12 protein-coding genes are annotated in these 12,327 nt (G+C 68.0%); 7 read left to right on the top strand and 5 right to left on the bottom strand.

All coding sequences use genetic code 11. The features are described from left to right. Window positions 1-88 precede the first annotated feature (88 nt). Complete coding sequence (locus IE191_RS16085) at window positions 89-1,072, top strand: alpha/beta fold hydrolase (protein WP_191325407.1); 984 nt, start codon at window positions 89-91, stop codon at window positions 1,070-1,072. 19 nt (window positions 1,073-1,091) lie between these two features. Beyond that, window positions 1,092-2,198: an NAD(P)/FAD-dependent oxidoreductase gene (locus IE191_RS16080; protein WP_191325446.1), complete on the top strand. Its 1,107-nt coding sequence runs from the start codon at window positions 1,092-1,094 to the stop codon at window positions 2,196-2,198. 51 nt (window positions 2,199-2,249) lie between these two features. Here IE191_RS16080 and rnhA read toward each other — a convergent pair whose 3' ends face one another. Genes rnhA through ispH form a run of 3 tightly spaced genes read right to left on the bottom strand, consistent with a single transcriptional unit; the run spans window position 2,250 to window position 4,707 of the window. Continuing rightward, window positions 2,250-2,681 carry a ribonuclease HI gene (rnhA, locus tag IE191_RS16075; protein ID WP_191325406.1) on the bottom strand — a complete coding sequence of 144 codons (432 nt, stop codon included), beginning with the start codon at window positions 2,679-2,681 and terminating at the stop codon, window positions 2,250-2,252. After that, entirely contained in the window at window positions 2,678-3,670 is a 993-nt protein-coding gene (gene thrB, locus IE191_RS16070; RefSeq protein WP_191325405.1) for a homoserine kinase, read from the bottom strand. Before thrB ends, rnhA begins: the two co-directional genes overlap by 4 nt. An 11-nt stretch (window positions 3,671-3,681) precedes the next feature. Next, entirely contained in the window at window positions 3,682-4,707 is a 1,026-nt protein-coding gene (gene ispH, locus IE191_RS16065; protein WP_191325404.1) for a 4-hydroxy-3-methylbut-2-enyl diphosphate reductase, read from the bottom strand. 186 nt (window positions 4,708-4,893) lie between these two features. Between ispH and IE191_RS16060 the strand changes: the two genes are divergently transcribed. Next, window positions 4,894-5,568 (top strand): hypothetical protein, encoded by a 675-nt coding sequence (locus IE191_RS16060; protein ID WP_191325403.1) that lies wholly within the window; start codon window positions 4,894-4,896, stop codon window positions 5,566-5,568. 66 nt (window positions 5,569-5,634) lie between these two features. On the opposite strand, the gene IE191_RS16055 is transcribed toward IE191_RS16060, so the two are convergent. Then, on the bottom strand, window positions 5,635-8,025 hold the full coding sequence (locus IE191_RS16055; RefSeq protein ID WP_229815500.1) for an LPS-assembly protein LptD: 2,391 nt from the start codon (window positions 8,023-8,025) through the stop codon (window positions 5,635-5,637). A 102-nt stretch (window positions 8,026-8,127) separates the two neighbouring features. On the opposite strand from IE191_RS16055, the gene IE191_RS16050 reads away from it, so the two are divergent. From IE191_RS16050 to ndk, 4 genes are all read left to right on the top strand, one after another. Beyond that, entirely contained in the window at window positions 8,128-9,585 is a 1,458-nt protein-coding gene (locus IE191_RS16050; protein ID WP_191325402.1) for a leucyl aminopeptidase, read from the top strand. A 4-nt stretch (window positions 9,586-9,589) separates the two neighbouring features. Further along, window positions 9,590-9,742: a DUF2256 domain-containing protein gene (locus IE191_RS16045; RefSeq protein WP_191325401.1), complete on the top strand. Its 153-nt coding sequence runs from the start codon at window positions 9,590-9,592 to the stop codon at window positions 9,740-9,742. Window positions 9,743-9,871: 129 nt separating this feature from the next. After that, on the top strand, window positions 9,872-10,303 hold the full coding sequence (locus IE191_RS16040; protein WP_191325400.1) for a DNA polymerase III subunit chi: 432 nt from the start codon (window positions 9,872-9,874) through the stop codon (window positions 10,301-10,303). Between the two features lie 82 nt (window positions 10,304-10,385). Beyond that, the gene (gene ndk / locus IE191_RS16035) at window positions 10,386-10,808 is read left to right on the top strand and encodes a nucleoside-diphosphate kinase (RefSeq protein ID WP_022675339.1); all 423 of its coding nucleotides are present in this window, start codon (window positions 10,386-10,388) and stop codon (window positions 10,806-10,808) included. A gap of 71 nt (window positions 10,809-10,879) precedes the next feature. Here ndk and cls read toward each other — a convergent pair whose 3' ends face one another. Continuing rightward, entirely contained in the window at window positions 10,880-12,313 is a 1,434-nt protein-coding gene (cls, locus tag IE191_RS16030; RefSeq protein WP_191325399.1) for a cardiolipin synthase, read from the bottom strand. Window positions 12,314-12,327 lie beyond the last annotated feature (14 nt).

The following is a 12,327-nucleotide window of genomic DNA, read 5'->3' as shown; positions in this document are numbered from 1 at the left end:
TGATGATGTGGGGATACCGGAAAATCACTTACCAAACGGTAACCAAGCCAAGCGGCGGGATCGGGCGTGAAACAGGGCGTCGCAAGCAATGGTTAAGCATGTCTGGCAGGGAACCGGCGGACGCGAGATTCCCGCCGGGGCCACCGAATCGACCTGGACCGCGGCCGACGGCACGCCCATCCGCCGGATCGACTGGCGGCGTGAGCCAGTGGCGCCGCGCGGTTCGATCCTGTTCCTGCCGGGGCGCGGGGACTTTTATGAAAAGTATTTGGAAACCTTCGATTACTGGGCCTCTAAGGGCTGGCACGTAACCGCGTCTGACTGGCGCGGCCAGGCAGGTTCTGCCGGGCCGGAATCGCGCAGCGACGTGGGCGATATCGCGGACTTTGCGGTCTGGGTGGATGACCTGGCGCATCTTTACCAAATCTGGCGCGCCGCCACGCCGGGGCCGCATGTGGTGATCGGCCATTCGATGGGCGGGCACCTGGTGCTGCGCACCCTGGCCGAAGGGCGAATCGATCCTGTCGCCACGGTGCTGAGCGCGCCGATGCTGGGATTCGCCACGATTCTCCCGCGCTGGGTGCAGCGCCGCTATGCCGCGATCATGAACCGCCTGGGTGATCCCGCGCGGCCGGCGTGGAAGGCCAGCGAAAAGCCCGGCGCGCGCGAAGCGATGCGGGCCAACCTGCTGACCCATGACGAAGCCCGCTATGCCGACGAGCAGTGGTGGCGCGCGCAGCGGCCCTGGCTGGCGCTCGGCCCGGCAAGCTGGCGCTGGCTGAAGAAGGCCAGCGAATCGTTCGACCGGCTCGATAGCCCCGGCCTGCTGGAAGCGGTGCACAGTCCCGTCCTGCTGGTGGCGACCCGCCACGATGCGCTGGTTTCGTGGCCAGCGATCGCGCGCGCGGCGCGGCGCCTGCCACAGGCTGAATTGGTCGCCTGGGGCCGCGAGGGGCGCCACGAACTGCTGCGCGAAAGCGACGTGGTGCGCGATCGGGTGCTTGCCTCGATCGACGAATTCCTCGAACGGGAAGCCCCCGCACCGGGCGGGAGTGCCACCCCGGCAGCGTAGCGCGAGGAAAGCGGCTATGATGGACGAATTCGACATTGCCATCCTGGGCGCCGGCATGGCCGGGGCGAGTCTTGCCGCCGAATGCGCGCCCCACGCCCGCGTGCTGCTGGTCGAGGCCGAAGACACCCCCGGCTATCACACCACCGGCCGTTCCGCCGCGTTCTGGGACGAGATCTATGGCGGCCCGGCGGTGGTGCCGCTCACGCTTGCCTCGGGCGATTACCTGGCCGGGCATGGCTTTCTGCAACCGCGCGGCTCGCTGGTGATCGGGCGGGCTGAGGATCGCGCCGCGCTGGAAGCCTTCGTGGCCGACTATTCGGCGCTGGGCGCGCGGGTGGACCTGATCGACCGCGCCGGCATGGACGCGCTCGTGCCCGGCTTGCGTGCGCCGTGGTGCCTGGGCGCGTGGCAGCCGGGTTGCGCCGATATCGACGTGGCCGGGCTGCACCAGCACTATCTGGCCCTGGCGCGCCGCACCGGCAGCGTGGTGCGGCTGCGCGCGCGGGTGGACGAGCTGGCCCGCGATGGCAGCGGCTGGCGCCTGGCCTGGCGCGGCGGGCAGGCGCGCGCGGCCATTGTCGTCAATGCGGCCGGGGCTTGGGCTGATGACATCGCCCGCCTGGCCGGCGCCAGGCCGCTGGGCATTGCCCCGCTGCGCCGCACGATCACCCAGTTGCGGGTCGATCCGCCGGTGCCGGCCACGCTGCCGCTCACCTTCGGGCTGGCCGGCGATTTCTATTTCAAGCCTTCCGGCGATCGCCTGTGGCTTTCCCCGCACGATGAAACGCCCGACGTGGCCCACGATGTCGCCCCCGAAGAGATCGACGTGGCCGTGGCGATCGACCGGCTGGAGCAGGTGGTGGACTGGCGCATCGCGGCGGTGGAACGGCGCTGGGCCGGGCTGCGCAGCTTCGCGCCCGATCGTGCCCCGGTCTATGGCTTCGATTCGCGCGTGCCGGGCCTGTTCTGGTTTGCCGGGCAGGGCGGCTTCGGCATCCAGACCGCGCCGGCGGCCGCCCGCCTCGCCGCGCAAGTGCTGCTGGGCCTGGGGCCTGACGCGATGACCGAGCGGCTCGATCCGGCGCGCTATGCCCCGGCGCGGTTCGACATGGTCGGCGCCGCCTAGCCTTTCAGATAATGGAACGGCTTCGTTCCATTATCTCGCGCACCAATCGGGTCAGGCCGCCTTGGCGGCGTCGCTGGCCAGCTTGTCCACGCGTTCGTTCTCGGGATGGCCGTCGTGACCCTTGACCCAGACCCACTCGATCTTGTGCGGGCGGGCGGCGGCGACCAGCGCGCGCCACAGGTCTTCGTTCTTCACCGGCTTGTTGTCGGCGGTTTTCCAGCCGCGCTTCTGCCAGCCGAAGATCCACTTGGTGATGCCGTCGAGCACGTATTTGCTGTCGGTGTGCAGCGTCACCTGGCACGGCTGGGTCAGGGCTTCCAGGGCCTTGATCGCGGCCATCATTTCCATGCGGTTGTTGGTGGTTTCGGGATCGGACCCGACCAGTTCCTTTTCATGTGCGCCCATCCGCAGCAGCGCGCCCCAGCCGCCCTTGCCGGGATTGCCCTTGCACGCGCCGTCGGTGAAGATGTCCACCTGCTTCATGCCGCAAAGACCCCGGAATTGGCCGGATCGGCATAGAACAGCAGACGCCGGGCAAAGGCCAGCGGATCCTTGCGCGTGACCAGCGCATCGGCGGGCGTGTTGAGCCAGTCATAGGCGCGGCTCATGGCAAAGCGCATCGCCGCGCCTTGCGCCAGGAGGGGCAGGGCGGCCTGCTCGGCCGTCGACAGCGTGCGCACGCTGGCATAGCCTTGCAGCAGCGCGGCCGAAAGATCGGGGCGGAATGCCTCGCCTGACGCATCAAAGCACCAGGCCGCGTGGGTCACGGCGAGGTCGTAGGCGAGGATATCGTTGCAGGCGAAGTAGAAGTCGATCAGCCCGGTGACGGTCTCGCCCTGCATCAGCACGTTGTCGGGAAACAGATCGGCGTGGATAACCCCGGTCTGCAGGCCGGTGGGCCACTGCGCGGCAAGGCGCGGCAGATGCTCGGCCACCATCTCTGCCAGCGCGGGAGCGATGCTGGCCAGGCCATCGGCGCCGCATTCCTGCGCCAGGCGTTGCCATTCGGCCAGGCCCATGCCGTTGGCGCGGGTGGCCGGATAATCTGCCGCCGCCCCGTGCAGCGTGGCCAGCGCCGCGCCCACCGCGCGGGCCTGGCCGGGGGTGGGATCGCCCAGTGAAACGCCGGGCAGAAACTCGATCAGCGCCAGCGCGCGCTCCCCGCGCGCAGTATCGACCACGCGATAGAGATTGCCGGCGTCATCGTGGATCGAGCGCGGCACCGGGCAGCCCTTGGCGGCCAGATGATCGAGCAGGCCGAGGAAATAGGGCAGGTCGGCAATCTCGATGCGGAATTCGTACATCGTCAGGATGAACCGCGCGGTCTCGCCGGCGGGCCGGGCCGTCTCGATCAGCCAGTTGCTGTTGGATACCCCTTCGGCAATGCCCTTGGCGGAAACCAGGTCACCGAGGTGATAGGGAGCGAGCAGCGCGGCCATGTCCTCCGCGCCGAGGTGGGTATAGACAGCCATGGACGGGTCTTTCAGCCGACGAGTTGGCGGGGCAGCTTGAACACCATGTGCTCTTCGGCCGTGGTCACCGGCTCCTCCACCACGCTGCGCGTCTGCGCGAGGCGCGCCACCACTTCGCGCACCAGCACTTCGGGGGCGGAAGCACCGGCGGTGAGGCCGAGCGTGGTTACCCCGTCAAGCCAGGCCGGATCGATCTCGTCCGCGCGCTGGATCAGGCGGGCGCGGGTGCCCTCGCGCTCCGCCACTTCGACCAGGCGCACCGAGTTGGAGCTGTTGGGCGCGCCGATCACCAGCACCAGTTGGCAGCGCGGGGCAATCGCCTTGACCGCCGCCTGGCGGTTGGACGTGGCATAGCAGATGTCTTCGGCGCGCGGGCCGACAATCGCGGGAAAGCGCGCCTTGAGCGCGGCGACGATCTCGGCAGTGTCGTCCACCGACAGCGTCGTCTGGGTCAGGAAGGCCAGCGGCTTGTCCACCGGGAAATCGAGCCGGGCAACATCGTCGAGCGTTTCGACCAGCGTCATGGCGCCTTCGGGCACCTGGCCCATCGTGCCGATCACTTCGGGATGGCCCTTGTGGCCCACGAACAGGATGTGGCGCCCGGCTTCCACCTTGCGTTCGGCCTGGCGGTGCACCTTGCTGACCAGCGGGCAGGTGGCGTCGAGCCAGTCCAGCCCGCGTTCGGTGGCCGCCAGCGGCACTACCTTGGGCACGCCATGGGCGGAAAACACCACTGGCTTGCCATCGGGCACTTCGTCCAGTTCCTCGACGAACACCGCGCCCTTGGCCTTGAGGCTGTCGACCACATAGCGGTTGTGGACGATTTCATGGCGCACATAGACCGGCGCGCCATAGCGTTCGATCGCCCGCTCCACGATCTCGATCGCGCGGTCCACCCCGGCGCAGAAGCCGCGCGGCGCGGCGATCAGGAGATGCAGCGGCGGCAGACCTGCTACAGGCGAGGGGCCCGTTTCGGGCGCTGGGCCGGTTTCGGGCGGGGGGGCGCTGGCGGCGGAATCCGGAAAGCTGGCGTTCATGCCCCTGCCCTTAGCAGCGCAAGGCGCCCAGGTAAAACGACCCCGCGTTTAAAACATGCCGTAAAACATGAAAGCCGCCCGGGCAGCGCCATTGCCCAAGCGGCACCGCGTGGGTAGAGGAGAGCGCACTACTCGATCGGGCGGCACCCCCTGCCGCCTGCCTTCGCGCCTAAGGAAGTTGCCCTGATGATCGCCAAGAGCCGCCGTCTCTCGCTTGCCAAGGCCGTGATCGGCACCACTATGCTGGCTGGTGCCCTGGCGGGCTGCGCCAAGAACAAGGGTGAGCTGGTGGTGGAAGACGGCGTGGGCGTGACGGCGCTGCGCACGGCTTGCCCGATCGTGGAAATTCCCGAGATGACCGGCGATGTGACGCTGTTCACCGATCCCTCGCGCACCGATTCGCAGGCGATCGACCTGGTCGCCTCGATCACCAACCTGCGTTCCACCTGCAACGACGCTGCCGATCCGGTGAACAGCGAAGCCACGTTCGACGTGCTGGCCCGCCGCACCGACACCCGCGGCGCGCGCCATGTCGAACTGCCCTATTTCTCGGTGGTGATGCGCGGCGGCGCGGCCGTGGTGGCCAAGCGCCTGGGGACCGTGGCGCTGGATTTTGCCGATGGCCAGGACCGTGCCGTGGGCCATGCCAAGGCCGGCGCCAGCGTGGACCGCGCTGCTGCCAGCCTGCCTGACGACGTGCGCCGCCGCCTGTCGCGCAAGCGCCGCGCCGGCGAGGCCGACGCCGCGATCGATCCGCTGTCGCTGCCCGAAGTGAAGAAGGCGATTGCCTCGGCCACGTTCGAGCACCTGATCGGCTTCCAGCTCAGCAACGCGCAACTGGAATACAACGCGCGGCGTTGAGGCCTGTGGTTTAGGCTTCGGAACCACCCCTCGCCCCCCTCCTCGGAGCAGGAGGGGGCTTTTATCTCAGCGCGAGCCCAGGCCGCGCAGCGATACGCTGAACAGGAACGAGTTACCGGCCGTGGCGTCCCCGGTCGTCACATAGTCGCGCTTCCAGGTCACCGACAGGTCGAAGCAATCGTCGGTATAGGCCAGGCCCACGCGGTGGCGCAGCATCTGGAAGCCATCGGAACCATAGATCGGATCGTCAGCCTTGGTGGTGAGGTTGACCACGCCCGAGGCGAAGATCGAGAAATAGCGGGCAAAGCCCACCCGCGCGGCGGCGCGCAGTTCCTCGCGATCGCGCAAGTCCTCGAACGTCGCCGGGATATTGCGGTTGAGCCGCAGGTAGCCGATTTCGGCGTAAGTGCGGTGGTCGCCGATCGTGGCATCGATCTCGTTCCGGCGCAGGACGAAATTGTCCTTGTCCAGCCGGTAGCGGTGGGTGAACTGGATGATGTCCTTGATCCGCAGGTCGGTGCGGCCGACGATGTCGGACAAGCGGTCTTGCAGGCCCGTGCCCGGGGGCAGCAGGCTCTGCTCGTCAGACAGGCGATAGCTTTGCCCGACGGTGGACGAGATGCGCCAGCCCGGACGGGTAAGCTGCCAGTCGAACCCATAGGTTACGCGCACGCCGTCTTCGTAGCGATCATAGCCGTTGAAGCGGTTGAGCGAGAACAGGTTGGAATCGTCGAGATCGGCCGCGCGCGAATCCTCGTTCGGGATCGATGTGTTGCGCACGTGCGGCGTGGCGACCAGTTGCACGCGCGGGGTCAGCACCTGGCTGCCGCCGAACAGCGCGCCGACCAGCGGCCACTTCACGTCCACCGCTGCCGTGGCGATCCCGCGCGCCTGCCAGCCCGGCACGCCGCGGTAGATGTCCACCGTGGTCAGCGCATTGGCATCGCTGTGATAGACATCGCCGCGCATCAGGGCCGTGAACGTCACTTCCTGGCCCATGCCGGTGATCGTGCGCAGATCCCACTGCGCGCGGGCAAAGGCGCGCTGCGTGTCCTGCCCGGCGGAGCGGCTGATCGCCAGGGTATTGGCTTCCAGTTCCAGGTGGCCGCCGATGCCCGGCGTGGCGATGCGCCAGCGCCAGTCGAGCGCGGGCAGGGCAATCGGCACCTGTCCCTGATCGTCGCCCACGCGCAGCGTCTGCACGGCCCAGCCGGCCAGGCTGAAATAGCTGTCGTCGCCGATCCGCTCCAGGTTGATCGACGAGCGCAGACGGTCGTCGCGGCTGATGTCGTAGCGGCGCAGGAACGTGCGGTCGCTGGCATAGCGGCCATAGGCGGTCAGGCTCCAGTTCTCGTCGAACTGCAACTTGCCGTTGGCTTCCAGATAGCCGCGCCACTGGCTGGTGCCCACGCCCGATCCGGCATCGACCGAGGAATAGACCGGGATGGCGGAAGACCGGGTGAGATAGCCGGTGATCTGGAACGCGCCCAGGTCGGTCAACTGGCGATAGGTGCCCGAGATCATCGGCAGCGCCCCGGTATAGAGGTGCCCGGTTACCGCCAGGTCCTTGTCATTGCCGAGGCGCCAGTAGAACGTGTCGGCAAATTCCACCCCGTTGGCCGCAGTCGAGCGGATGTCGGGGATCAGCAGGCCGGTCTCGGCACGGAAATCGCTGGTATGGGCAAGGCCGGGCAGCGGCAGCAGGGGAATGCCGAAGACCCGCAAGGTGGCGCCGGAATAATGGACCTTCTTGGTCTTCTCGTTCCACGTCACCTTGACGGCGGTGACTTCCCAGCTTGGCTTCTTGGGGCAGCCATCCTCGTTTTCCACCGCGCAGCCGGAAAAGGCGGCGTCGTGCAGCGTGAGGTTGCCATTGCCATCGCGCGTGGCCTGGCGCGCGGCGAGGCGTCCGCCTTCGCGCAGCACCACCAGCAGATCCTGCATGGCACCGGCTTTCAATTCGTCGGTCAGCTCCACCTTGTCGGTGTAGAGCACGTTGCCGCTTTCATCGACGGCGCGGATATTGCCGCTGGCCTCGATCTTGCCGGTCTTGCGATCCCAGGTGACGGTGTCGGCCCGCACGGTCTGCTCGTCGCGCCGCAGCACGACGCTGCCGGTGGCGGTGACCACGTCGGGATCGCTGGCATATTGCAGCTTGTCCGCCTCGAAGTGCACTTCGTCGGATTGGGCCGTTTCACCTTGCGGTTGGTCGCTCGCTGGTTGGTCGCCCGGGGCGGGATCGGTCTTGAACGGCGCCATGCCCACGGCGGCCTGGCCTCCAGGGGCATTGTCCCTTGGGGCATCTTGCGCCAGGGCAGGCTGCGCCCACAGGCTGACACCCAGACCCATGGTCCCGATCAACAAGGCGTTGCGGGCACTGCCAAGCGACAGGCGATGGGAAAACAGGCGCCGATTTCGAGCGGAGAAGGCGGCGGAAAGCGGCGTAACGGGGGACATGCGGTTGCCTATCGCACTGGTCGGTCGTAACTGCAAACCCACAATTGCGGCCCGGTTTCCCTTGCGGGCAAACTGTGGCCGCTTTCGGACAGGAGTTTGCTGATGAACATCGAATTTGCCGCAAGCCGGACCGACCTGCCGCGCCTGGTCGGCCGGATCGTGGGCGAAGGGCCGCTGCCGCAGGGCACACCCGATCTGGTGGTGCAGGGCGCCGCTGCGGCGCGCTTTGCCGGCAAGGCGGGGCAGACGTTCGAAGCCTTTGTCAGCGGCCCTGCGGGCCTGTCGCGCCTGGCCTTTGCCGGTGCCGGCGATCTGGCCAGCGGCAACCGCCGTGCGGCGCTGGAGCGCGCCGCCGGCGCGCTGGTCGCCAAGTATCTCACCTCTGGCGAGGAAACCCTGGCGATCGACTTTGCCGGCAGCGGCCTGTCCGCCGAAGAGGCCACGGCGGTCCTGCTCGGCGCGCGGCTGCGCGCGTGGCAGTATCTCGTCTATCGCACCAGGCTGAAGGACGAGCAGAAGCCCTCGCTCAAGACCGTGGTGGCGCTCGATGCGCCCGAAGGCACGGAAAGCCTGTGGGCGGTGGAAAGCGCCGTGGCCGAAGGCGTGGAGTTCACCCGCGAGCTGGTGACTGAGCCGGCCAACGTGATCTATCCCGAAAGCTTCGTGGCCCGTTGCCAGGAACGCCTGGCTGGCACCGGCGTGGAAATCGTCGTGCTCGATGAACAGCAGATGGCGGACCTCGGCATGGGCGCGCTGCTCGGCGTGGCGCAGGGTTCGGTCAAGAAGCCGCGCCTGCTCGCCATGCGCTGGAAGGGCAAGGCCGGCACCAGGCCCACTGCCTTTGTCGGCAAGGGCGTGTGCTTCGACACCGGCGGCATCAGCATCAAGCCCGCCGCCGGCATGGAAGACATGAAGTGGGACATGGGCGGCGCGGCCACCGTGGCCGGCACCATGCTCACCCTGGCGCGGCGCAAGGCCGAAGCCGATGTGATCGGCGTGTGCGGCCTGGTGGAAAACATGCCCGACGGCAATGCCCAGCGCCCCGGCGACGTGGTCAGGAGCATGAACGGCCAGACCATCGAAGTGATCAACACCGACGCCGAAGGCCGCCTGGTGCTGTGCGATGCGCTGACCTGGGTGCAGAAGGAATACAACCCCGCCACGATCGTCGACCTGGCCACGCTGACCGGCGCGATCATCATTTCGCTGGGCCACGAGCACGCCGGCATGTTTGCCAACGACGATCTGCTGGCCAGCCAGCTCGATGCCGCCGGCAAGGCGGTGGGCGACATGCTGTGGCGCATGCCGATCGGCCCGGCCTATGACAAGCTGATCGACAGCCCGATTGCCGACATGAAGAACGTGGGGCCGCGCTATGGCGGCTCGATCACGGCGGCGCAGTTCCTGGCGCGCTTCATCGACAAGGGCGTGGCCTGGGCGCACCTCGACATCGCCGGCACGGTGTGGATCGACAAGCCCGGCGCCACCCACGACAAGGGCGCCACCGGCTTTGGCGTGCGCCTGCTCGACCGCTACGTGCGCGACGTGCTGGAAGGCTGACGCCATGCCCAAGATGCGGCGCAAGTCTGACCTGCCGAGCAAGACCTGCGCCGCGTGTGGCCTGCCGTTCACCTGGCGCAAGAAATGGGAGCGGGACTGGGACAATGTGAAGTATTGTTCCGACCGTTGCCGGCGGGGAAAGGGCGGGGCGGTTTAGGCTCCCACCACCCCCCGACCCCCTCCTCTGAAGAGGAGGGGGAGAACAGATGCCTGAAAGCCCCCTCCTCTTCAGAGGAGGGGGTCGGGGGGTGGTGCGAAGCCAAGCACGGCCCAGAAGGACCAAACCATGCGCGTCGATTTCTACCAGCTATCCCGCGATCCGGCCGAACTGGTCGTGCCGCTGATCGCGCGCAACACGCTGGGCGCGGGCGAGCGCCTGCTGGTGGTTTCCGAAGACGAAGCGCAACTGGCGCGGATCGGCGAGGCGCTGTGGACGCGGCTGCCCGATACGTTCCTGGCCAATGGCCGCGCCGGTGGGCCGCACGATGCGCGCCAGCCGATCCTGTTGTCCACCACGGTGGAACCGGCCAACGGCGCGCAGTTCGTCGCGCTGGCCGATGGCGGCTGGCGCGAAAGCGAGGGGGAGCGCGTGTTCCTGCTGTTCCCGCCCGACCGCATCGACGAAGCCCGCGCCACCTGGCGCCTGCTCGGCACGCGCGAGGGGGTGGAGCGCAAGTATTGGCGGCAGGACGGCGGGAAATGGCGCGAGGGTCCGTAAGTTTTGCCCCGCGCCTTGCGGATGCGGCCCATTCCGGCTAGGGGCGCGCCCAAACAACGCCCACCTTCGCAAGGAACGCATCATGGCGGTTACCCGCACCTTTTCGATCATCAAGCCCGACGCCACCCGCCGCAACCTGACCGGCGCGGTCACCAAGATGCTGGAAGAAGCCGGCCTGCGCGTGGTTGCTTCCAAGCGCATCCAGATGACCAAGGAACAGGCCGAAGGCTTCTACGGCGTGCACCGCGAGCGTCCCTTCTTCGGTGACCTGGTCTCGTTCATGACCAGCGGCCCCGTGGTCGTCCAGGTTCTGGAAGGCGAAGACGCCGTGAAGCGCAACCGCGACATCATGGGCGCCACCAACCCGGCCAACGCCGATGCCGGCACGATCCGCAAGGAACTGGCCGAATCGATCGAAGCCAACACCGTCCACGGTTCGGACTCGGAAGAAAACGCCGCGATCGAAATCGCCTTCTTCTTCAAGCCCGAAGAAATCGTCGGCTGATCCGATACCGGATTGCTGATGGCGAAAAGGGCCGGGGAGCATGCCGCTTCCCGGCCCTTTTCTCGTGGGCGTCACAACAGCGGGCTCATCATCGCCAGGGTGTTGCGCCATAGCCGCTTGGGCAGTGGGGTGCGCGCGGCCATGGCGGGGGTGATGGCCAGGCACTGGCCGAGCCATTCGCGCTGGCGGGCGGCCAGGTCGCGGGCCAGGGTGGCATCGGCGAACAGGATGTTGTTCTCGAAATTCAGCTCGAAGCTGCGGCGGTCGAGGTTGGCCGAGCCGATGATGCCGGCGCTGTCGTCGGCCACCATGGTCTTGGCGTGGAGCAGGCCGGGCAGGAATTCGAAGATATGCACCCCTGCTTCGAGCAGCGAGGGATAATAGCTGCGGCTGGCGGCGGCGACGAAGCGGCTGTCGTTGCGGCGCGGGACGATCAGGGTGACGGCCACGCCGCGCCGGGCCGCGCTGACCAGGGCGGTCAGCACCTGCTCGCCGGGCACGAAATAGGGCGTGGTGATTGTCAGGCTGCGGCGCGCGGCGTGAATCATCGCGGCAAAGCAGGCATTCATCGCGCCATAGGCCACGGTCGGCCCGGTACCGATGGCCTGGGCCACGATACCGTCGCCGCAGGTCGGGAGCGGCTGTTCGAGCAAGGCTGACAGATCATCGCCGCCTTCGGCCATCCAGTCGGCCGCGAACAGGAACTGCCACTGGCGGGCGACGGGGCCTTCCCAGCGCGTCATCACGTCCACCCATGGGGCGAAGCGCGGCTTGATGCGGAATTCGGGATCGGCCGCGTTCTGGCTGCCGCACCAGGCAATGGCATTGTCGATCACCACCGCCTTGCGGTGGTTGCGCAAGTCCACCCGGCCACGGATCAGCGTCCACAGCAGGTTGCCCACGGGCAGCGCCTCGCGCGCATCGACCCCGGCGTCGCGCAGCGCCTGCCAGTGGGCCGAACGCAAGAACCGGCGCGAGCCGAGCGCATCGGCGAGCACGCGCACCGCCACCCCGCGCCGGGCTGCGCGGATCAGCGCCTGGGCCAGGGCGGCGCCGCTCTCGTCATCGAGCCAGATGTAGAAGCAGACGTGGACGCTGGCTTGCGCAGCCTCGATATCGGCAATGATCGCGGCGATCGCGGCGCGGTTGTCGGCGGCGATCCGGGCGCGGTTGCCAGTGGTGGCGGCCAGGCCATTGACCGAGGCGGCCAGGGCGAAGGGCGGTTGCCAGGGGCTGGCGGCAATGGCGGCCGACCCGGCGGGATCGGCCGGCGGGCGCGGCAGCGCGGCCTCCACGCCCAGCCCGTGCAGCCGGCGGCGGCGGATCAGGCGCGTGTCGCCCCACAGGATATAGGCGGGAATGCCCAGCCCCGGCAGCACCATCACCACCACCAGCCAGGCTAAGCGCGCGGCGGGATCGCGGTGCGGCCGCAGGATCACGCGCAGCAGGGTGGCCGCTTCGGCAACCGTGGCCAGCGCCAGGAAGATCCAGTGATAGATGGTCATGTGGGGCTGTGGTC

This window comes from Novosphingobium pokkalii (assembly GCF_014652855.1).
GTDB lineage: Bacteria > Pseudomonadota > Alphaproteobacteria > Sphingomonadales > Sphingomonadaceae > Novosphingobium > Novosphingobium pokkalii.
The sequence above is the reverse complement of the archived record's forward strand: the minus strand, read 5'-3'. Positions and strand labels throughout refer to the sequence as shown.

What these genes read in the sequence shown, in the direction of transcription:
- IE191_RS16060 (WP_191325403.1), top strand. Translation starts at nt 4,894, where the DNA reads ATGATCGCCAAGAGCCGCCGTCTCTCGCTTGCCAAGGCCGTGATCGGC.
- ndk (WP_022675339.1), top strand. Translation starts at nt 10,386, where the DNA reads ATGGCGGTTACCCGCACCTTTTCGATCATCAAGCCCGACGCCACCCGC.
- IE191_RS16055 (WP_229815500.1), bottom strand. Translation starts at nt 8,025, where the DNA reads ATGTCCCCCGTTACGCCGCTTTCCGCCGCCTTCTCCGCTCGAAATCGG.
- rnhA (WP_191325406.1), bottom strand. Translation starts at nt 2,681, where the DNA reads ATGAAGCAGGTGGACATCTTCACCGACGGCGCGTGCAAGGGCAATCCC.
- thrB (WP_191325405.1), bottom strand. Translation starts at nt 3,670, where the DNA reads ATGGCTGTCTATACCCACCTCGGCGCGGAGGACATGGCCGCGCTGCTC.
- ispH (WP_191325404.1), bottom strand. Translation starts at nt 4,707, where the DNA reads ATGAACGCCAGCTTTCCGGATTCCGCCGCCAGCGCCCCCCCGCCCGAA.
- IE191_RS16080 (WP_191325446.1), top strand. Translation starts at nt 1,092, where the DNA reads ATGGACGAATTCGACATTGCCATCCTGGGCGCCGGCATGGCCGGGGCG.
- IE191_RS16040 (WP_191325400.1), top strand. Translation starts at nt 9,872, where the DNA reads ATGCGCGTCGATTTCTACCAGCTATCCCGCGATCCGGCCGAACTGGTC.
- IE191_RS16045 (WP_191325401.1), top strand. Translation starts at nt 9,590, where the DNA reads ATGCCCAAGATGCGGCGCAAGTCTGACCTGCCGAGCAAGACCTGCGCC.
- IE191_RS16050 (WP_191325402.1), top strand. Translation starts at nt 8,128, where the DNA reads ATGAACATCGAATTTGCCGCAAGCCGGACCGACCTGCCGCGCCTGGTC.
- IE191_RS16085 (WP_191325407.1), top strand. Translation starts at nt 89, where the DNA reads ATGGTTAAGCATGTCTGGCAGGGAACCGGCGGACGCGAGATTCCCGCC.
- cls (WP_191325399.1), bottom strand. Translation starts at nt 12,313, where the DNA reads ATGACCATCTATCACTGGATCTTCCTGGCGCTGGCCACGGTTGCCGAA.